Here is a 20,645-nt window from a genome sequence, read left to right on the forward strand (position 1 = left end):
CCCGTTCCTTGGTCGCCTTGTGTTGCGCGCTCTCCGCCGGGGTCGCCTTATGCGTGATCGGCAGGTGCGAGGCCACGAGCGGCCGCCGACCCCCGACCCGGCCTCGGCGGATGAACATCCACGGCGACTTCCCGCCGGTCTCCGACAGGCATTCCCGCCCGTCGTGGTGCGCGAGACATTCGAGCAGCTGCGGGTCGCGGTCAGAGACCCTGGCGGTGATCTCCCGCAGCAGATCGGGACGCCCCGGGTGACCGAGGTCAGGCAGGGACAGATTGATCTCTAGGCCATATCCGGTGTGCCACACCCCATTTGCCATCTCTCCACCATAGGAAGGACCACTGGTACTCCAACAGGGCGCATGCTCAGAGGTGTTGGCAGCACTTGCCCTGCACTACCGACCAGCCCGGAGGCGAATCGAGCAGCCGGAAGGACCTTCGAACTCCCAGGTGGACAAAGGCTCCGCGACAACCTGCCTCAATCCCGCCGAGTCGTGCGTGCGGATGTCCGAAACCAGCCGCAATGACTCCACGAGCGTGAGTAGGATCACGCTTCATTCGCGCGGCCAGGCAGGGCCGCACGTAGTGTCTGCTCACCCGCTCTCCAGGTCGTGAAGGTGGATGGATGACGGCTCCCACAATCGGGACGTTGCTTCTGCAGAACAGGTACGAGATCACCGCGGGTCCGCACACAGGTGATGGCGAATCCCAGGTCTGGGAGGCTTTCAGCGACGGCTACACGTACCTGCTCAAGACGTGGACGTACGAGGGTGACCAACCGGACAGGGTGCAGCGCGCCCTCTGGGACCACGAACTGCGCACCCTATACAAGATCGCGAGCAGTCCCAGGGCAGACGACGCCCTGGTCGTGCTGAAGGACGCCGGCCTCGACCGGGGACACAACTGCTTCGTCATGGTCCTGGAGGCGCCGGGCTACGAGCGCGTCGCCACCGCGCTGCGACGCCGGGCACGCTACCCGTGGCTCTCGAACCGCGGGACAGCCGCCCGCGAACAGTTGTGGAACGGCTTACGGCGCGTCGCCACAGGGCTGAACCTGCTGCACGAGCGACAGGTCCTGCACCGGGGCGTGGACCTCGACTCTCTCTTCTTCGACGAGGACCTCGGTGCCGAGTCCCTGCGACTCGGCGGCTTCGAGTGGTCCGTCAAACTGGGCCGTCCGGTGGGGACCCAGCCCCCTGTCGGCTGGCCGGTTCCACCCGAGCGCACCACGGGGGGCGTGACTGCCTGGCGTCAGGACGACGACTGGTTCGCCTTCGGCATCCTCTGCGCACGGCTGCTCCTCGACCTTGAACGCTTCACCACCAATCCCCCGCCCGAGCGTCACGCACGGGTGCTCAAGACCATCGACACCGCCAAGGCCGAGCTGACCGAGGCCGAACGTAAGCTGCTGCTGGACCTCGTCGCCGAAGACCCGCTGGAGCGCCTGACCGCGCCATACGACATCATCGGCCGGATCCAGGACATTACGCGGGCCCTGGCGAACCCCCTGCGCACCCAGCAGGAAGATGCCCAGTACGTCCTGGCCCTCGATCTGCGGCGGCCGGAGTTCATCGATCACCTGATGGACAGCGGGCTGCGCGACCACCTGCGCCTCGACCCCATGGGGACCTTCATCCCTGGGGACCCGATCCACCGGAAGGAGGCGTGCGAGTTCGTCCGTCAGGACCTGCAGAAGCCCCTTCTGTACGCCGTCCCCAACAGGCCGTACTTCATCCTCGTCGGCGGCAGGCTCAGCCTGAGGATCACGCCGCACCGGGGGAAGGACGGCACGTCCAGCTGGCAGGTCGCGGACTGCCGGTCCGCCCAGCCGCTGCTCTACAGCGAGGGCGACGACAGCTTCCGCGAACTCCCACCCGGCCGCGTGTTCGCCTATGCCAGAGACGAGGTGGCCCGCGACCGTACGATCGCGCAGAACGCCACGTCGTGGGAGCTCGCGCTACCGAAGATCGATCGCAGTGCCCAGGTCTCGCGCGAGCTCGGCCGCTTCCACGAGTTCGTCCGAGTGAGCAATCAGATCGAGCTGCTCCTCCTCGACTCGCAGATCTTCCCGTACGAAGTCGTCCGCGCCCCGTGGCAGGAGGACGGCGTGGAGCGGGCCGTGGTCAAGGAGCGCGCGCGCCCCGAAGGACACGAGATCTTCGAGCCGTTCCGCGTGGACCTGATCGACTTCCTGCAGAAGGAGGTACGGGGCAGCGACCGCAAGGTGATCCTGTCGGGAGCCCGCGACGGCGCCCGCCTCAAGCTCCCGCCCCGGGACCCCCAGTCCGACGACGACGGCAACGTGTGGCAGGTCGACGACATGGACCAGGCAACCGAGTGCATCACCCTCAGCCGCCCGGGCCTGAGCAAGGGTCGGGTGAAGCTGGAGAAGGAGGGGTTCCTCCGCAGCGCTGGCATGCCCGGGCAGATCAGTCTGTTCCGGCGTCGCAAGAAGGCCATCGACGCCCTCGACCAACACGGATACCTCCTGCGCTCGCTGGCCACCCCGAGCCACGTCCGCATGGACACCGGCGCCTCCGAGCTTCCCGTCGAACTCGATCACGAACGGGTCGACGAGCCCAAGCGGGCCAGCATCGAGGACATCCTGCGGGTTCGCCCCATCTACACGCTGCAAGGGCCGCCAGGCACGGGCAAGACCACCCTCGTCGCCTGGCTGCTGCGCGAGATCATCACCGAGGATCCCGTCGTCCAGGTGCTGGTCACGGCCCAGGCCCACGGAGCCGTCGACGTGCTCAGGTCGAAGGTGGGCGAGGCGTTCCAGGACGTACCCGAGGCCGACAGGCCGCTACAGATCCGGCTGCGGGGCCCGCACAAGGCCGGAACCACCCTGCCGGAGGACGGCGTCGAGGGCGTGGCCAGGCAGGTGCTCCAGCGCAGCATCTCCCAGCTCGAAGCCATGAGTTCGCCCAGCGAGGTGCAGCTCGCCTGGCTGGACGACGCGAAGGCCATGGTCAGCGAGATCAACATGATGCAGGAGCAGGGGGACCTCGGCCCCCGTTCGTCGGACTTCGTCGAGCTGGTCAAACGCGGCGCGAACCTCACGTACTGCACCACCAGCGCCGGCGACCTGGTCGCCCTCGCCGCTGGTCAGGCGTTCGACTGGTCGATCGTCGAGGAGGCGGGCAAGGCGCACGCGTTCGACCTCGCGCTGCCACTGCAGGCAGGTCATCGCTGGCTGCTGATCGGTGACCACAAGCAGCTGGACCCCTACCGATACGAGGACTACCACAAGGGAATCGACAAGCTGGACCCGGTGGCGCACATCCTCGGCCGCCTCAAACCACGCGCGTCCGGCATGCTCGACCAGGAATGGCTCGACTCGTGGGAGCGCCGCAGCCAGGCGGACCGGGACGAGTTCCGCGAGTACTCCAAGGAATGGCTGAAGACCTTCCACCGTCTGTACGAGTACTGCGCCGTGGCCACGGGTGCGGACCGTCTCGTCACGGACACAGAGGCGAAGGGAGCGTCTGCGGGGCAGTTGATCGGCCAACACCGCATGCACCCGGACATCGGCCGGCTGATCTCCGAGGCGTACTACCAGGGGCGGTTGATGAATCGCACCCTGGACAAGCAAGGCGAACCGGTCGAGCGGGTGCGTCACGGTTTCCACACCCCGAGCGGCCTTCGTGACCGTGCCGTGGTCTGGCTCGACGTGCCGTGGTGCCGCGACGATGCCACCACCCATGAGGTAGGTCCGAACAGCGGCCAGTCGAAGTACACCAATCCTTCGGAGGCGCGCGCGCTCGCCAACTTCCTGCAGACCCTCGGACCGGACGGCGGGTGTCAGGGCAAGCTCGCGGTGCTGGCGCCGTACTCACGGCAGGTGAGCCTGCTCAGCAAGCAGTTGCGGGACACGCCCCTCCCCGCTGGACTGCAGGTCCAGCTGGGTCTCAAGGCCGAAGCGGACAACAGCAACCGGTTCCCCGCCCACACGGTCGACTCCTTCCAGGGCAACCAGGCGGACGTCGTCGCCATCAGCCTGGTCCGCAACAACGAGAAGGAGATCGGTCACGGCCTGGGATTCCTCGACGACCCGGGCCGGATGAACGTGCTCCTCTCGCGGGCGGAGCGCCTGCTGATCCTCGTAGGGTCCTGGGACTTCTTCCTCCACCAGGTGCAGGCAGTACGTCTCGAAGACGAGTCCCAACCCCTGTGGTCCTTCAAGAAGATCGTCACCCTGCTCGACGAATGGTTCCTGGATGGCAGGGCTCTACGTATCCCGGCTGACCTCAGGGAGCACTCGTGATCGTCCTCGTACCCGTGAGCATGTTCAGCGTCAACTTCAGCGTGGCCCGGGGCCGCCCGTACAGCCGTCTGGAGCGGCGGGTTCTGGAAGAGATCGCCGCACAGGCAGGTGTCGCCCCCAACCAGGGCGCGACACTGACCTCTCTGTGCGACACCTTCCGCGTCCACGAACGGCTGATGGTCGAAGCCGTGGTGACCCTGGTCGGTGCGGGGTGGGTCGCCGTCACCAGCGGCCGGGAGGCCACTTTCGTCCTCACCGACGAAGGGCAGCAGGCGTGCTTGTCCGGCAAGGACCCGGCATCGGTCGTCGTGGCCCCTGCCGCGCCCTGCACCGTGGTCCTCGATCGCACGGCAGGACAACTGGCCAGGCGAGGTGAAGTGCTGACCGTCTCGAAGCAGGAGGCACGGCCGGACCTCAACCCGTCCACACCCTTGCGCATCGTGCGCAACGCACTGGACGAGTCCCAGATCCAGAAGCTACTGCCCCGAAATAGCGGCGAGTGGGTGCGCAGCATCGGACGGCCCCGGCTCGTGACGGTCGACCGATTCCTCCCCGTGCGCGTCGACCTCGTCGACCGGTTCATCACGGGGCTCCCGCGGGGCTGGCACCAGGCTCTGTCAGCCGAGATCCTGGCAGTGGCACAGGCCAGGAAGGAGGAGTTGGAGAGCGTCCCGGACGTCCAACCGGCGCCACAGGCGATCGCCGTGAAGGTGGCGCCTCCGGCACAGGCCCAGGTGCCGGCCACCGGCCCCGGGCGCCGGCCGACACCGCTGAGCATCCCGGGGCGAAAGCCTGCGGCCGCCGCGCTCGGGGCCGCAGCGGTACCCCAGACAAGCGCCTCCTTCCCATGGCTCTACGGCACCGAACCCTTCGGAAGCAGCGATGACGGCCCCACGGACCAGTCGACCGAAGCGGCCCTGTTCTCGGAAGTGTCCGGCGAGGAGGCCCACCAACTCGTGATCGCCGAGGCACTGGCCACGGCGGCGAACCACGTCCTGATCGCCTCACCCACGGTGAACATGGAGAGCCTGTCGAAGCTCGGCGACGCCATCCAGGCTGCGGTGGCGCGCGGGGTGCGCGTGGACATCCTGTACGGCGACACGGACGAGGGAACCAACGCGCAGAACATCGTCGAGCTGCTACACCGGATCGGCTACCACGCCGCAGAACGACTGGGCAGGGATCTCCTGAAGCCGGCCAGGGAACGAACGGGCAGCGGTGCGAGCCTCCTGATCTTCGATGGGAGGGACGGAGCGCTCGAAGCGGTCATCGGTAGCTACGCATGGGTCGGGTCACCCGGATCGGGGCAGGCACGCTCCGTTCACATGGGCGGAACCGAGTTCATGGCCCAAGTGGCACGGGCAGCCGCAGGTCTGTGGACGTGGAGCGGCGATCCGGATTCCGCCGACCGCTGGCGACATGTGGCGGACCGCTGCCAGGACGACACCGCCGTCTCCGCCGCCCGGGGAGACCGTTTGAAGGATCACGTCCTCGCCGAACTGATCGTGGACGACGAGCATGCACGGGTCGCGCAGGGCTCCGACGACGGTGCCTTGCGGGTTGGCGGTGCTCGCCGACACAAGAGTGGGTTCGCTGCAGGCTTCCGCGGAATCTCGGCGGTGATCCGCCGCCCGGATACCTTGGCCATGCCGTAAGAGCGGTCTCCCACGTCGCTGTGCCATCACGGAGGCGTTGGGGCTCCTCACGAGGGGCGGCGGCCCGCGAAGTCGCATGCCTGGGAGCTGATCTCCCCCCACGGAGGGTGCCGGAAGGAAATCCGGCACCCTCACGGGCACGGCATTGGCTTGTCCAACATCACCACTCGTCGGTGTCGCCGTACTTCCCCGGGTTCCGGGCGCGGTCCACGGCCTGTGCACACGCCTCGGCGAAGGCCGCCTCCACAGCGGTCTTGTCCGTGCCGCGCACCTGGGCCTCGACCTCCTGGCCCGTGCCGGGCCGTCGGGCCGTGCGCCAGGCTGAGGCGCGATCGGTGTAGCGATCGGTCTCGAAGCCCCAGGCCGGCACCGACCACTGCTCCGGGACCCCGGTCGCCGCGCGTTCCCCGCCAGGGAGAAACAGAGCTCGGGCGTGGAAGACCACCGCCCGCTCGGGTACCCGGTCGCGGATGGCGCTCGCACCGCCGGGGCCATGTTGTTCCCAGCGCCAGCGATCCCATTCCTCGACCTCGGCAGGGTGGTCGGGCCAGTCCTCGCTCCACCGTGCGACGACCTCGTCGGCGTGCTCGCGGTGGAGGAAGGGCACGGGCCGCTCGCCGAGGCGGGCAACGTGGACCACCAGCTCGGCGGGAACGGGGCTCTGGCCGGCCTTCGGCGCGGCAGCCGCCTGGCCCGTGCCCCACAGGAGGCCGCCGATCTTGTCTGCGGTGTCCTTCAGGACGCGGCTGGTTAGGTGTTGGTAGCGGCGGCGCATCCGGGCGGACTTGCCGGGTTCCCAGCCCATGATGGCGTCGACGACCGCGTCCGGAACGCCGAGGATGAGCAGGACGGTCGCCGCGGTGTGGCGGGCGTCGTGGAGGCGAGCGTCGCGAACGCCTGCGGCTTTCAGCAGCTCCTTCCACTTGTGGTAGTCGGTGTTCGGGTTCAGGGGCTCGCCCGTGGGCGACGTGAAGACGTACCCCTTCTCGGTCCACAGGTCTCGGGCAAGGGCACGCTCGCGGGCCTGTTCCTCCTTGTGCTGGCGCAGAAGCTGGAGCAGCTCGTCGGGGGCGCCGATGGGCCGCTGGCCGGCGCGGGACTTCGCGTTCTTCGTCTCCCGGCGGGTGTTGATCTTCTGCGGGCAGAAGCCGGGCTTACGCCCGCAGCGGTCGCCGCAGCCGTGCTTATACCGGGGCCGCAGCCGGCCACGGCGAACGCGGATCACGCCGAGCTTGAAGTCGACGTCAGTCCACTGCATGCCCAGGACCTCGCCCTGGCGAAGGCCGAGCGCCAAGGCGATGACCCAGCGGGCGGTGTTGCGGTGCTTGGCGGCCTCGGCGAGCAGGCGCTGGACCTCCTCGACCGTGTAGGGCTCGACCTCCTCCTCTTCCAGCCGCGGGGCCTTGGCGATCGTGGCCGGGTTGACCGTGAGGTGGGCGCGGCGGACCGCTTCGTTGAGAGCGGTGCGGACGGTGCGGTGGACCTGGTGGGCGGTGCCGGCGGCGCTGCCGGACTCCTGCATCTTCTTGTAGAAGCGCTCCAGGTGCTCGGGCTCGAGCTTCGCCAGACGGTGGGCACCGAGGCCGGGTATGAGGTGGTGGTTCACCGCGACGCGGTAGCCGTCGATGGTGTTCTCCGAGACGTGCGCGGCGGCTATGTTCTCCACCCAGTGCATCAGCCACGTCTCCAGCGTCCAGCTCTGACCGACCTTGCGGACGGCTCCCTTGTCACGCTGCCGTTCCAGCTCGCGTACGAGCTTGGTGACCTCGGTGCGGGTCTTGCGGCTGACGTGGCGCCGGTCGGGATTGCCGTTGTCCTTGGTCCCGACGGTGACGTAGCCGTGCCATCGGCCGTCCTTGCCCTGGAAGATCGACGAGGCGCCGTTGGGCTGGCGGGACTTCGGTGCGGAGGCTCGCGTCACGCGGCGGCCCCGAAGTCGGTCGCCGACAGACGACAGGCCAGGAAGTCGTTCACCGCCTCTGCTGGGATGCGGCGCAAGCTGCCGATCTTGACGGAGTCGATTGCCCCTGACGAGACGTATTCGTACAGCTTGGTCCGGCCAATGCCGAGGCGACGTGCGGCTTCGGCGACGGTGAGGCCGACGAGGGTGGTGTCGCCCTGGTCGCTGCCGCGTGCGGCTATGAGCGCGCGGAGCGAGTCCTCGGGGACGTCGAGGAGCTGAGCGATCTGTGCAAGGGGCAGGGAGTGCTGGGGCAAGGGTGTGCTCCTCCTCCGGCGCACGCGGTCACAGGGGCGGCAACCCTCGCGGACCAGGCCGGTGGTGATGTTCAGGGATGGGCAGTGCTGATGCGGTAGGGCATGGGGGCACGTTTCTCGGCCACTGCAGCCCCGAGGCGTGTCCCGCCGAAAGCCGGACGTCACGGGCCTACCCGCGCGCTCGGCCTCGTGGCCCCGCTCATTCAGGGGTGCTGGCGCCTCCACGCGTCTTCTTCGCGGTGCATCAGCTGTTCGAGTTCGGCCTTCTGCTCATCGCCGTAGCTGGCGAAGTGCTTCAGCTCGAACTCGATGTGGTCGAGCTCGCGTTCCAGGATCCGCGCGTCACGCTGCACACGCGTGAGCGCAGCCCGCTTGGCAATGCGCTCGCGGACAAGACCGCGGACCACCGCGTCGGCATGCTTCATGGGCGGCGCGGTCAGCTCGTCCATGGTGAGGCCGAATACCTGGCAGAAGCCGAGCGCCTCGTCGAGATTGACCCGGCGTCGCGGCTTGCCGCTCTCGATGCGCCAGATCGCGGCCTGGTTAACCGGGTGACCGGCCTCGGACATCTTCTCGGCCAGGGCGACCGTACTCCAGCCTCGCGCCTCACGTTCCTGCTTGATGCGATCGGCGACGTAGTCCTCAGGCACAGGCCGGTCCGGGCCCGCTGCGCGCGCCGTGCCGTCTTTGCTGCTCATACCCACCTCCTCCCTTCAGGGTGACCCCAGGAGCCACTGCGACCACGGTCAAGAGTGAACACCGTTGCGGAGCCGAATGCAAGTCATTGCATTATCGAAACTCCTGGGTATGCTGTCCGTCCACCCCCGAACGCCGGGGAACGCAGACGAACATGAAAAAGCCCCCGGTGCTGCGAAGCACCGGGGGCAAAGCATGAACCCTCGAAACCGCCCATCCCTGAACGATCGAACCGGCCCGCCGGGGTTGCCGCCCCATATGGCCAGCCGGGTGAGGAGCTCTATGCCCCAGGGTACGACCCTGCCTCCCCAGACGCCATCCCACTTCGACGAGGACCCCTCGCCGCTGGAGCCGCCCTTCAACGTCGACGCCGAACGCGCGGTCCTCGGCGCCTGCATGCACAAAGCCGACGTCATCGACGCGGTCCGGCCCATCCTGGGCGACGACGCCTTCTACCGGCCCGCCCACGAGACGATCTGGCGCGCGCTCCTCGCCCAGCGCCGCGAGGACAATCCCACCGACCCGATCGTCCTCACCGAACTGCTCCAGCAGCAAGGCGACCTACAGCGGGTCGGCGGTGCCGCCTACGTGTTCCAGCTCGCCGACGCGCCCTACGGCACCGGCAGCGCCGAGCATCACGCGGAGATCATCCGCCGGAAGGCCAACCTGCGCCGCCTGGTGACCTCCGCCGTACGCACCCTCCAGCGGGCCCAGGAGCCCGGCGCGGATCCCGAGGCGATACGCGCGGAGGTCGAAGCGGAAGTACGCGCCGAACGCGAGCGCGCACTCGCCTCGGGGCAGGGACGGCTGTCCCGCTTCGCCAAAGACGGATGGTCGTTCGTCAAAGAGACCGGCGCCGACACGGAGCCCTTGTGGGGCACGCGCGAGAAGACCGCCTGGGCCTCCGGCGAGAGCCTGATGATCGTCGGCGCTCCGGGTGTCGGCAAGACCACGCTGGCCCATCAGGTGGTCTTCGCCCGCCTCGGCTTGCAGGAGACCGTCCTGGAGATGCCCGTCGCTCCCAGCCGACGGGTGCTGTACCTGGCGATGGACCGTCCCAAGCAGATCGCCAAGGCCATGGCCCGCCGCGTCTTCCAGACCGACGAGAAGATCCTTCGGGAGCGGCTCGTGGTCTGGGAGGGCCCGCTGCCCGCCACCCTCGACAAGGAGCCCGACCTCCTCGCCGACCTCGCCGCCGCCCACCAGGCCGACACCATCGTGATCGACAGCCTCAAGGACGCGGTCAGCACGATGGTCGACGACAGCCTCGCGGTCGCCTTCCACAACGCCCGAAACCGGGCCCTGCGCGGCGGCGTGGAAATCATGGAGCTGCACCACCAGCGCAAGGCCAGTGCCGACGCGCCGCGCGGCCAGCGCCCCAGCCTGGACCAGGTCTACGGCTCCACCTGGTACGTCTCCGGCGCGGGCAGTGTCCTGTTCGTCACCGGAAAGGCCGGCGACCCCGCCGTCACCCTGCACCACCTCAAGACCCCCACCGGCGAGATCGGCCCCTTGGACGTCACCCACGACCACGTGCGCGGCACCACCATCGTCGACCCCACCAAGGACCCCGCCGTCCTGCTGCGCAACGCCCCGGGCGGGCTGTCCGCACGCGACCTGGCAACCATCCTCATCGGCGGCGGCGACCCCGACCGCGCCGACATCGAAAAGGCACGACGCCACCTCAGTCGGCTCGTCGACAGTGGCCTGGCAACGAAGGCCGACGGCATCGCCGGAGGGACCGGAGGCGGCCAGCAGGCCCGCTACTACCCCTCTGCCCGCCACCTCACCGCCGTCGGCTAACCCCCGCGCCGGCCCTGCTGAGCGTTCACGCGGGCGTACACGCACCCCTCCCGGACGCACAGGCCCACAACCCGCCCCAGGCGTGCACGCTCACCACAAAACCGCAGGTCACACGATCACGGAGGCGTACACGCCGTACACGCACCCAGGCGTACACGCGCGAGCCCCCCTTTAGAAGGGGGCTCGCGTGAACGCCCCCCGCGTGAACGCCGTGAACGACCCCAACACAAGACCCGCTTCCCCACCCTGGAGCCCCCCGCCTTGCACTCCCCTGCCCCGAGCACCCCGGCAGCCACACACGGCAACCGCCGCATCCGCGCCGGCATCGCCCCGCTCCCCGCCCACCCCGGCGGCCAAGGACGAGACCCTCACCAAAGTGACGGTGCTGCCGGCGCCCGCCGAGCAGCCGCACCCGCCGGGGGCCGTCACGTGAACCGCAGCGGACGCATCGCCCTCGTCCTCGGCTTGGTGGCCGTCGTCCTCATGGCCTTCCGGGTCTCGTGGAACGCGCTGTCCGACGTGGCCCGCGCCATTGGCGCAGACTCCACCGCCGCCCTGCTCTACCCGATCGTGGTCGACGGGCTGATGGCCCTCGCGCTGGTCTCCGCGCTCGTCCTGACCGGCACCGACCGCATGTTCGCGCTGCGGGTCTTGGCCGCCTACACCATCGCCAGCCTCCTGCTGAACTACGTGCACGGCCTCGTCCCGGCCCTGCACACCGCCTCGGTCCAATGGGGCCGACTGACCGACTGGGACACGGCGAACTGGGCCCTCGTACTGCTGGCGACCTCGCTCCCGGTCGGGTCGATCTACTTCGGATCGGACCTCGTGGCCAAGGTGCTGCACCACAACCCCGAGTCGGCCGACCCCGCAGAAACGGCCGCCGACCAGTCGGGCGACCCGCAAGCCGACAAGTCGGCCAGCGAGGAGGCCCCACAGTCGAGGTCTGACCAGGCCGAACCAGACCCTGGGCAGCCGACCGAGTCGACCGCCATGAAGGTCACCGAGCCACCTGCGACGAGGCCGACCGAGCCCGACACACCGGCCCCCGCTCCTGCTGCTCGAACACCCCGGTCGGCCGCCGTGGCTGAGTCGACGGGATCGGCCCCGCGTCGGGCGACCGGCCGGGTCCCCGCCGCCGCCAAGCCGACCGCCCACCGCAACCGCACCGACGCCGAAGTCCTCCACGAAGCCCAGCTTCTGACCGCCGACTGGAGCGACGACCAGCTGACCGCCGAGCGGCTGCGCACCACGCTACGGATCGGCCAGAAACCCGCCCGCCTCCTGCGCAACCAACTGCAGGCCGAGCGCACCGGCCAGACCCAGCCCGTCGTGGACGGCGGCATCAAGGCCGGGCCACTCGACGAAGCCGCCGCCCCCGCCGACACCGTCTGACCCCCGCAAACACACCGGCCCCGTCCTCCCGGCGCACCCCATGCAGCCGAGCACGGGGACACGAGTGCCGCACACAGCCAAGCACCCGGCACCAGCACCCCACGGAGAACCGATCCATGCACGACCCGAACCACGAACTCCCCACCCCCCAGCAGCACATGACTACCGATCCCAACAGCGCAGCAAGTTGTACCCAGAGCATTGCTCCCGTCGGGAGCAATGCTCTGGGCTCCCCCGCCCCCAGAGTGGCGGGAGGGGACCCGCGCCAGGGGCCGCCGGTCCTTCGGGATGCGGCCGAGGGCGGACCGCACCCGGGCAGGGACGGACAGCACACCTGCCACACCGCCCGCTGCACGCACACCACGTCGACCTCGTCGCACGTGCGCCAGCGTGAACGCCTGCGCGCCGAGAACAAGCGCATGCACCAGCCCAGCTGCCGCCTGAACGACGACGAATACCGGCTCCTCACCCACGCGGCGTCGGTCTGCCGGATGAGCGTCGCCGGCTTCCTCGCCCGCGCCGCACTGAAGGCCGCGCGCGACCTCGACCGCACCGAAGCCGAGATCGCCACCCGCCGGGAGATCGTCAGCGAGCTGTTCGCCCTGCGCCGGGCGCTCGGCCCAATCGGCAACAACCTCAACCAGGTCGCCACCGTCCTGAACTCCGGCGCCGACGCCCCGCACGCCAAGGCGGTCCTCGACGCCGTCCAGCGGACCGCCGAACGCGTGGACGCCTTCACCCGGCGCTACCTGGAAAGCGAGACCCCCACCGGATGATCCCCTCCATTCACAAGATGGGCACCCGCACCATCGGGCTGATCGGCTACCTCTACGGCCCCGGCACCCACGAGGAACACACCGACCCCCACCTCGTCGCCGCCTGGGACGCCCTGGCCCCCGACCCCGGCCGCGACCCGGCCGCCACCTACGAGGACCTGCAACAGCTCCTCGACCAGCCCGTCGAAGCCCTGCCCAAGTCGAGGTGCCCCACCGAGCACGTGTGGCACCTGTCCGTACGCGCCGCACCCGAGGACCCGATCCTGTCGGACGAGCAGTGGGGTGACATCGCGCGCCGCATGGTCGCCGCCACCGGCATCGACCCCGGCGACGGCGCCGGCTGCCGGTGGGCGGCGGTCCGGCACGCCGACGACCACATCCACATCATCGCCACCACCGTCCGCGAAGACGGCCGCAAACCCCGCCGCCACAACGAAGCCAAGCGCGCCCAAGCCGAGGCCCGCCTCATCGAGGCCGACTACAACCTGCGCCGCCTCAACACCGGCGACGGCACCGCCGCCCGCCGCCCCACCAGCGCCGAACGCCACAAAGCCGACCGTCACAACCAGGAACGCACCCCGAGGGAGACATTGCGCGAGACCGTCCGCCAGGCCGTGGCCGGCGCCCACAGCGAGGAGGAGTTTTTCGCCCGCCTCACCGCCTCCGGCCTCCTCACCCGGCAGCGCGTGGCACCGTCCGGGGACCTCCTCGGCTACACCGTGGCCCTGCCCGACGACCGCAACAAGCACGGCGAACCCGTCTTCTACTCCGGATCGAAGCTCGCCCCGGACCTCTCCCTGCCCCGCATCCGCGAACGCTTCACCACCCCCGCAGAAGCCTCGGGAGACGACAGCGGGCCCGGGCAGCCCGCCCTGCCGCCGGTGACCGGCCCCGCGTTCGCCCGGCGCAGGGCCAGCGCCGCCACATGGCAGGCGCTGCTGATCATCGACCAGGGCGACGACGGCGCGGCAGCAGCACAGATCGCCGGCGCCGCGGAAGTCCTCGACGCGCTCGCCAAGACCTCCGCCGCCCACACCCGCAAGGAACTCCGCGACGCGGCCTTCGCGTTCGAACGCGCCAGCCGCTCCCACGTGAAGGCCGTACGAGGGCACGACCGTGCCCTTCGGCAGGCAGCCCGCGACCTCATCCACAGCGGACCCGCCCTCGGCCGCGGCGAAGACGGCGCCACCACCGCCATGCTCATCGACATGGCGTTCTTCCTCGCCACCACAGCGGCGAACTGGCACGCCAAGAAACACCACGCCCAGCAGGCAGCCGCCGCCCGGCAAGCCGCCGAACACCTCCGCGCCGCCTACCAGGCAGCCGCCACCCAGCCCATGGGCGCCCTCCGGCAGCGCGGCCAACGCCTGGCCCTGCACGTTCAGCAACGACAGGCCGCATTCGTCCACCAGGCGGTGCCGGAGCTGGCCGAACGGATCCTGGCCGAGCCCGGCTGGCCCGCCCTGGCCGCCACTCTCACCGACGCACGGAAGGCTGGATACGACCCGGCCGCCTTGCTCGCCGAAGCCAGCCGACGGCGCGAGCTCGACACCGCTGACTCGATCAGCGATGTCCTCGTCTGGCGGCTGCGGCGCAGCGCCCACCTGCCCGCCGCCCCCGAAGCTCCGCACGAGCGGTCTGCCCGAGGCGGCAGGGGCACACCGCCTGCGGCACCCGCCGCACAGCCGGCAAGCAAGGCCGCAAGCGACTCAACGCGACGGCGCTGACCAGACAAGAGCGGCTGAAGGTAACCGACGATCCCCGGTTAGCCAAACCGGGGATTCTCCAGACCATTGATGCACACCCACCCCACCCCTTCGAGGAGCACCTCTATGCCCGCAACTCCCCTGCGCCCCCACATCATGGCCCTGCTGTTCGACATGGACTTCGCCCAACCCGGACGCGCGCCTTCCACCACCTCGACGGGCGCCCCTTCACCAAGGAGGAGCAGGCCCTCGCCAACGAAGCCACCCTGGAAGAGTTCCAGGCCGCCGGAGCCAAGATCCACACCGAGGTGACCCAGGAGATCGCCGATCAAGCCCTGAACGACGCACTCGATCTCCTGCGCAAGTACTTCGCCCAGAACCCCGAAGTCGTCATTCCCTACATGACTGACGAGGACCGCGGCCAGTACGAGAGCCTCCTCACCATCGCCGCCGCAGACGGCGGCCGATTCCTCCCCCGCAGGAACTGACCACACCGAGAAAGCGCCAAAGCAGAACCGGCGGCCGGGCCTCTGCCCGGCCGCCGTCTTGCTGCACGAGGCACCGGGCGCCTCACACGGATCTGCCCCGACGGCCTCCGGTTGGACGGGGCTCGAGGAGGGTCGTTGTGACGCAGGAGGGCGGCGCCGGCACAGGAGTGAGGTTCCCCCGAGATGCGGGGATGGATGACAGAGGGTCAGATGGGTCTCATGAGAGGAGCCCAGACGATGCCTGCCCCGAGGAAGTACCCGCTGGAGTTGCGTGAGCGTGCGGTCCGGATGTATCGGGCCGCCGAGCCGAAGCCGGTGATCCGCCGTATGGCCGAGGAGCTTGGCGTGCACCACGAGGCCCTGCGGAACTGGATCCGTCAGGCCGAGGCCGACGCCGGTGAACGGGACGACCTGCTGACCACCGCCGAGAAGGAGGAGCTGACCGCCCTGCGGAAGGAGAATGCCCAGCTCAAGCGGGCGAACGAGATCCTCAAGTCCGCCTCGGCTTTTTTCGCCCAGGAACTCGACACGACCCGGCGAAGGTACTGACGTTCCTCGACGAACGCGGTGACCTCGGTGTCGAGCCCGTACTCCGGGAACTGTCCATCCCCTCCTCCACCTACTACCGGTGGCGCCGGGCCGAGAGGGAGCCGTGCGAACGCCGCCGCCGGGACGCCGAGCTGACCGGCCAGATCCGGCAGGTCCACGCCGACTCCGGCGGGATCTACGGCTCCCCGCGCGTGCACGCCGCCCTCACACGCGAGGGCACCCGCGTCGGCCGCAAGCGCGTCGAACGGCTCATGCGCCAGGCCGGCCTGGCCGGGATCAGCCCCCGCCGGGGCAAGAGCTTCACCCGCCGCGACCCCGATGCGGAACTCGCCCCTGACCTGGTGCAACGCGACTTCACGGCGGACGTGCCGAACCGGCTGTGGGTCACCGACCTGACCGTGATCACGACGCTGGAGGGCCCGTTGTGGCTCTCCGCGATCCGCGACGCGTTCTCCCGCCGGGTCGTGGCTTGGGAGACTTCCGCCCGCGCGGATGCGGACCTGGTCCTGACCACGCTGGAGTACGCCCTGGCCAGCCGCGAGCCCATTGCCGGCGAGCTCGTTCACCATGCCGACCACGGCTGCCAGTACACATCCGTGAAGCTCACCACACGCCTGGTCAGGGCCGGTATCCAGGCATCCATGGGATCGGTCGGCGACTCGTTCGACAACGCTCTCGCCGAGAACCTGTGGATGGTCATCAAGACCGAGTGCGTCCGCGGCCGCGTCTTCGCCACACGCGCCGAGGCGAACCTCGCGCTCTTCCAGTATCTCGACGGCCTCTACAATCCCCGCCGCATTCAGAAACGGCTCGGATACCTCAGCCCGATCGAGTTCGAGGAGAAGCACTACGCCAACCAGGCAGCGGCCGAACAAGCGAACCTGAAACCACGTCAACCCGCCCTGACCAGCTAGTCAGCACCTCCCGCGCAGCGGGGGAACCTCAGAGGCGTCACGGGAACACAGTCAGGCAACAGCCGGAAGAGCCTGAAGCCGGTCGCGGAACTCAAGGACCGACGGCACCCCGGCGTACGGCTCCAGATAGTCGCTGAACTTCGTCAGCCGGACATATGCCCGGTCGGAGCGGACGCGGTTCTCCAGCAGCTCCAGGCCGAGGTTGGCGGCGTCCAGGGCCCCGTCCAGGTCCCGGGCGGCCAGGCGTGCCGTGGCGAGGCGGCCAGAGCGTACGGCACGGTCGCGCGGGACCGCTTGGTCCACCGCGATCGCGAGGGCGCTGGTGGCGCGCTCGGGGAAGCCGGAGCGGAGCATGATCTTGCCCTCGGTGGACTTGAGCTGTGCTTCCCCGTACCAGCCCAGCCAGTCGGGGCGGTCGCCTTCGTGGTGGGCGCCCCATAGGTCGTAGGCCCGGTTGAGCGACTTGCCGGCCGCCTCGTGCTGGGTGTCTCGGGACAAGGCTTCGGCCTGGTGGAGGTAGAGGTACGAGGCCGCCGCCGGCGGGAGGGCCGTGGGGGCGTTGCCGATGGCGGTGTCGATGAGCTTCACGCGCGCGGCCGTGTCGCCCGAGTCGGAGATGTGGATGCCCATCTCGGCCAGGATGAAGGCGCCGAAGCCGTCGTCCTTCGCACTGTGTGCGCTGCGGAGGGCGCCGACGTAGTAGCGCTGTCCGAGGGAGCGGAGGCCCTTGTCGTAGGCCATCCATCCGGCGAGGTACGACACCCGGGCGGCTATCGCGTACAGGCGGTGTTCGACGGCGTCGGTGTAGCGACCGTGGTCGAGGAGGCCGCTGATCAGTGCAAGGTCGCTGGTGGCCTGGTCCAGGAGGCGGGCGCCGCCCATCTGGTCGTCGAGCGTGCGGAGGGTGTCCACGCGCGCTTCGATAGTGGTCACCATCGCGTCGGTGACGCGGTCGCCGTCGAATGCCGAGGCGAACGCCTCTGGCGCGGCTGCCCAGTTGGCCGCGACACCCGTCAGCGCAGCCCCGGTGATGGACAGGAATCCCCGACGATCCATGTGGCCGCTCCTGACCAGATCGGCAAATACCTTCACGGTACCGGCCGGAGTCCATGGGGCCACCAAGGCCGTTGACTCCCAAGCCGGTAGCCATCGGGGCCAGACCGCCGAGCGTACGTGGTCCTCGGGAACGCCCAGCAGGTCGGCGAGCACCAATTGCGCGTCCACGTCAGGTTCCTGCCCCTGCTCCCACTTCCAGACCGTCGTCCGGTTGGTGGCCAGTGGTACGCCCAGCGCGCTCCCGCGTTCGCACATGAGTCGGGCTAACTCGGCCTTGCCCCAGCCCTTGCCTTCTCGCACGTAGGTCAGCGGGTGCAGAGCCATCGGGTCAGACATCCCACCTCTCCCCTCAGGTCGGTAGTCAGGAGGCTACTCCCCGTGTGAGAAACGGGGGTTTCTCTCGCTGGAGAAACCCCCGGGAAACGTTCCGGGCGCGTGGTCCACGACCGTTCACTGGGCCTCACGCCGTTCGGAGTTGAGCACCCGGGCAACCGGCTTTCCCGCCCCGCTCCGGACGGCTCCCAGGACCGCAGCCCGTCATCGGCGCCCCTCACGCGGGTGACGGGCTGCACCACCCCCGAGGAGGTCGTGATGAGCCAGTCCCTGCCCGTACGCGCGCCCGGCACCAGCGGACGCCAGCACACCGTTCCCGAGTCGCCGGCCGGTCCGAGCCCGGCCCTCCGTGCCCGCGCCGAATCCGGCTGGGCGAGATTCCTTCGTCGCGGAGCAAGCGACCGCGAGGAGTCCGAGCGGTGAATCCGGTCGACTCCGAAGGCCGGGAAGACCACCCCCTCCTTCACCGCCGGGTCCGCGACATCGCGAGCCGGTGCGAGGGGGAGCTGACGGAAGTCATGCACGAGTGGCACGGCGGCCGGCTCATCCGCATCGCCTACATCCAGCCCGCGAACGGCATCGGCTGGTCGACCGCCGCCGACAACATCGGGCCCGCCCGATGAGGCAGCGCCTCGCTGTCGTGGCCTACGTAATCGCCGTTACCGCGCTCGTCGTCACGTTGGCCATCGCCGGAACCCCGGACCACTAAGAAATGGGAGGAGCACCATGAGACGTACCGCGAACCGCGGGTTCAACCACCGCCAGGCCGTGACCGAGGAGTGGTTCCGCACCCGGGTTCTTCCCCGCGTTTCCGGCGCGCGGTTCCTGCCCTACCAGGTGCGGCAGCTGCGGAGCGAACACGTCCCCGCGATGCTGCGCGACGAGGACCGCAAGAGCACGGCCCGAATCGCGGTGGACCTGATGAGGGTCACCACGAGGTGGCGCTGCCTGCCCTTCCACTACTTCCGCTACGGCGGCTACCAGCGCGAGGTGTCCGCCGAGCGGGCCTGCTCGTACCTGCCGGAGTCAGCCCTGTTCCACCGGCTCCTTCCCCGCGTGAACCGCGACACGATCGAGCTGGACGACAAGACGTCCTGCAAGAAGATCCTCGCCTCGGCCGGCATCCCGCAGCCCGCACTGATCGCGAGCGGCGACCACCGCGCGGGTGTGACGTCCGACGGCGAGGCGGTGTCGCTGCCGGACGTCCTCGATCGCCTCTCCGGCTTCGGGCGCGTGGTGGTCAAGCCGTCCCGCTACTCCAGCGGTGGATCCGGCGTCGTGATCGTGCGACCTGGCGAGGACGGCTTCGACCTGCCGGCCTATGCGCAGCAGTGGGGTACGTGGCTGGTGGAGCAGCACGTGCCGCAGCATCCCGACCTGGACGTGTTGAACCCGTACGTCCTCAACACGTTCCGCGTGATCACCCTGCTGCGTGAAGGCGCAGCCGAGGTCCTGTACGTGATGTTGAAACTCGGCGGCACCGAGAGCACCACGGACAACTCGGCCTCCGGCGGCATGCAGATCCGAGTCCACCCAGACGGGCGACTCGACCGCCAGGGCTACGACCGGTACCTGAACGCCCACACCCGCCACGGGGGCAGTTCGGTGCCGTTCGCCGACCACCGGATCTCCCGCATGACGGAGGTCCGAGAGCTGGCCGAGCGTTGTGCCCGCCTGTTCCCGCAGGTGCCCTTCATCGGCTGGGACATCGCACTCACGCCCGGCGGTCCCGTGGTCATCGAGGGCAACAGCAGCCCTTCCCTCGCACACATCCAGCGCACCCACGGCGGCGTCGCGCTGGAGCTCGTCCCCGCGCTCCGCTCCGTGATGGATCGCCCGATCATCTGACCAGGAGTTCTCGTGGAAAACCTGAAAATGCAGGCCCGTGCCGCAGCCGGGGGTCTGCTCAACACGCTCAAGACGATGCCCGAGGTCCAGGCGCTCTACGTCCTTTCCTCCTCGGCCGTCGCGCCGCGCAACGTTACGCGGTTCAGCACTGACTCCGACTTCGACCTGGCCGTCGTCCTCGACGTCCCGATCAAGGAGGACGAGTGGAGGCCGCGGCCGGCGGACACGTACGCCCTGGTCCGGGACCGGCTCCCCGCCTGGGTCCCGGAGTTCAGCTTCCACCTGCCCGTGCCCTGGGGACGCATGGAGGTCAACGTCCATCAGCTCCTCTTCCAGTACGAGGCCGACCCGCGCACGACGTGGAACAGCGACAAGTGCGACGCCTACGGGAACAAGGGCGAGCCGCTGTTCGACCGCGAGAACGCCTTCGAGGCGCTGATCTCCCACAAGACGCGGGAGCAGCTCGAACGGCTGGAGGGCGAGACCCACCGGCTGTACAACCGGATCACCTGGGACGTGCGTGAGATCCCGCTGCGCATGGCCCGGCGGGTCGGCGTGCCCACGGGCCACTTCGTCCTGTCGGGCGCGCTGGACGAGGTCGTCGACTGGATGTACGCCCGCTCGGGCCGGCTGCTGCCGAACATGAAGTGGAAGCTGTACTCCCTCGGCGCCCTCGGCCTGATCAGCGGCGAGCAGGAGAACCTGCTGATCGAGGCCCAGCAGTGCGACCCGCTGTCGATGGTCGACCTGGAGCGGCGATGCGAAGCCCTGGGGGAGTTCTGCCAGTCCGCCGGGGTGGACCTGAGCACCGGCGCGATCGCGACCGTGCGGAAGGCTTACCAGCAGGCCAACCACCACCTTCTCGGGGACGAGGCAGCGACTTTCGCCACCCTGCCATCCCCGGGATTCGTACCCTTCGGCGGGCGCGGCGGTTCCAGTTAGACGC

At 69.3% G+C, this 20,645-nt stretch carries 16 protein-coding genes; 12 read left to right on the top strand and 4 right to left on the bottom strand.

The window, feature by feature from the left end; translation table 11 throughout:
- Window positions 1–645: 645 nt before the first annotated feature.
- A complete protein-coding gene (locus ACFY15_RS32630) occupies window positions 646–4,263 on the top strand; it encodes an AAA domain-containing protein (RefSeq protein WP_390826584.1) in 3,618 nt (1,205 codons plus the stop codon).
- A complete protein-coding gene (locus ACFY15_RS32635) occupies window positions 4,260–5,918 on the top strand; it encodes a hypothetical protein (RefSeq protein WP_390826585.1) in 1,659 nt (552 codons plus the stop codon). The genes ACFY15_RS32630 and ACFY15_RS32635 overlap by 4 nt, the downstream gene beginning before the upstream one ends.
- Before the next feature lie 160 nt (window positions 5,919–6,078).
- Here ACFY15_RS32635 and ACFY15_RS32640 read toward each other — a convergent pair whose 3' ends face one another.
- The 3 genes from ACFY15_RS32640 to ACFY15_RS32650 form a co-directional block, all read right to left on the bottom strand.
- Window positions 6,079–7,839: a tyrosine-type recombinase/integrase gene (locus ACFY15_RS32640; protein ID WP_390826586.1), complete on the bottom strand. Its 1,761-nt coding sequence runs from the start codon at window positions 7,837–7,839 to the stop codon at window positions 6,079–6,081.
- Window positions 7,836–8,135, bottom strand: a complete 300-nt coding sequence (locus ACFY15_RS32645; protein ID WP_390826587.1) for a helix-turn-helix domain-containing protein — start codon at window positions 8,133–8,135, stop codon at window positions 7,836–7,838. The genes ACFY15_RS32640 and ACFY15_RS32645 overlap by 4 nt, the downstream gene beginning before the upstream one ends.
- Window positions 8,136–8,338: 203 nt before the next feature.
- Complete coding sequence (locus ACFY15_RS32650; RefSeq protein ID WP_390826588.1) at window positions 8,339–8,833, bottom strand: helix-turn-helix transcriptional regulator; 495 nt, start codon at window positions 8,831–8,833, stop codon at window positions 8,339–8,341.
- A 280-nt stretch (window positions 8,834–9,113) separates the two neighbouring features.
- Between ACFY15_RS32650 and ACFY15_RS32655 the strand changes: the two genes are divergently transcribed.
- From ACFY15_RS32655 to ACFY15_RS32685, 7 genes are all read left to right on the top strand, one after another.
- Complete coding sequence (locus ACFY15_RS32655; RefSeq protein ID WP_390826589.1) at window positions 9,114–10,634, top strand: DnaB-like helicase N-terminal domain-containing protein; 1,521 nt, start codon at window positions 9,114–9,116, stop codon at window positions 10,632–10,634.
- Between the two features lie 429 nt (window positions 10,635–11,063).
- The gene (locus tag ACFY15_RS32660) at window positions 11,064–12,029 is read left to right on the top strand and encodes a DUF2637 domain-containing protein (RefSeq protein WP_390826590.1); all 966 of its coding nucleotides are present in this window, start codon (window positions 11,064–11,066) and stop codon (window positions 12,027–12,029) included.
- Window positions 12,030–12,409: 380 nt separating this feature from the next.
- A complete protein-coding gene (locus ACFY15_RS32665; protein WP_390826591.1) occupies window positions 12,410–12,805 on the top strand; it encodes a plasmid mobilization protein in 396 nt (131 codons plus the stop codon).
- A complete protein-coding gene (locus ACFY15_RS32670) occupies window positions 12,802–14,532 on the top strand; it encodes a relaxase/mobilization nuclease domain-containing protein (protein WP_390826592.1) in 1,731 nt (576 codons plus the stop codon). The genes ACFY15_RS32665 and ACFY15_RS32670 overlap by 4 nt, the downstream gene beginning before the upstream one ends.
- 287 nt (window positions 14,533–14,819) lie before the next feature.
- Window positions 14,820–14,999, top strand: a complete 180-nt coding sequence (locus tag ACFY15_RS32675; protein WP_390826593.1) for a hypothetical protein — start codon at window positions 14,820–14,822, stop codon at window positions 14,997–14,999.
- A 237-nt stretch (window positions 15,000–15,236) separates the two neighbouring features.
- Window positions 15,237–15,548 (top strand): transposase, encoded by a 312-nt coding sequence (locus ACFY15_RS32680; RefSeq protein ID WP_390826594.1) that lies wholly within the window; start codon window positions 15,237–15,239, stop codon window positions 15,546–15,548.
- A 50-nt stretch (window positions 15,549–15,598) separates the two neighbouring features.
- Window positions 15,599–16,462 carry an IS3 family transposase gene (locus ACFY15_RS32685; RefSeq protein WP_390826605.1) on the top strand — a complete coding sequence of 288 codons (864 nt, stop codon included), beginning with the start codon at window positions 15,599–15,601 and terminating at the stop codon, window positions 16,460–16,462.
- A gap of 51 nt (window positions 16,463–16,513) precedes the next feature.
- Here the strand turns inward: ACFY15_RS32685 and ACFY15_RS32690 are convergent, their stop codons facing one another.
- The gene (locus tag ACFY15_RS32690; protein WP_390826595.1) at window positions 16,514–17,854 is read right to left on the bottom strand and encodes a helix-turn-helix domain-containing protein; all 1,341 of its coding nucleotides are present in this window, start codon (window positions 17,852–17,854) and stop codon (window positions 16,514–16,516) included.
- 416 nt (window positions 17,855–18,270) lie between these two features.
- Between ACFY15_RS32690 and ACFY15_RS32695 the strand changes: the two genes are divergently transcribed.
- The 3 genes from ACFY15_RS32695 to ACFY15_RS32705 all read left to right on the top strand — a co-directional run bounded on the left by ACFY15_RS32695 (window position 18,271) and on the right by ACFY15_RS32705 (window position 20,641).
- Window positions 18,271–18,474 carry a hypothetical protein gene (locus tag ACFY15_RS32695; protein WP_390826596.1) on the top strand — a complete coding sequence of 68 codons (204 nt, stop codon included), beginning with the start codon at window positions 18,271–18,273 and terminating at the stop codon, window positions 18,472–18,474.
- A gap of 103 nt (window positions 18,475–18,577) precedes the next feature.
- Entirely contained in the window at window positions 18,578–19,699 is a 1,122-nt protein-coding gene (locus ACFY15_RS32700) for a sugar-transfer associated ATP-grasp domain-containing protein (protein ID WP_390826597.1), read from the top strand.
- A 12-nt stretch (window positions 19,700–19,711) separates the two neighbouring features.
- Window positions 19,712–20,641, top strand: coding sequence for a hypothetical protein (locus tag ACFY15_RS32705; protein ID WP_390826598.1), 930 nt, complete (start codon window positions 19,712–19,714; stop codon window positions 20,639–20,641).
- The last annotated feature ends 4 nt before the right edge of the window (window positions 20,642–20,645 follow it).

The sequence above is a fragment of the Streptomyces sp. NPDC001373 genome, assembly GCF_042895815.1.
Classification (GTDB): Bacteria; Actinomycetota; Actinomycetes; order Streptomycetales; family Streptomycetaceae; genus Streptomyces.

Bases quoted from the DNA above. Each gene is read 5' to 3' on its own strand.
- ACFY15_RS32650 (WP_390826588.1), bottom strand. From the start codon at position 8,833: ATGAGCAGCAAAGACGGCACGGCGCGCGCAGCGGGCCCGGACCGGCCT.
- ACFY15_RS32655 (WP_390826589.1), top strand. From the start codon at position 9,114: ATGCCCCAGGGTACGACCCTGCCTCCCCAGACGCCATCCCACTTCGAC.
- ACFY15_RS32670 (WP_390826592.1), top strand. From the start codon at position 12,802: ATGATCCCCTCCATTCACAAGATGGGCACCCGCACCATCGGGCTGATC.
- ACFY15_RS32680 (WP_390826594.1), top strand. From the start codon at position 15,237: ATGCCTGCCCCGAGGAAGTACCCGCTGGAGTTGCGTGAGCGTGCGGTC.
- ACFY15_RS32690 (WP_390826595.1), bottom strand. From the start codon at position 17,854: ATGTCTGACCCGATGGCTCTGCACCCGCTGACCTACGTGCGAGAAGGC.
- ACFY15_RS32700 (WP_390826597.1), top strand. From the start codon at position 18,578: ATGAGACGTACCGCGAACCGCGGGTTCAACCACCGCCAGGCCGTGACC.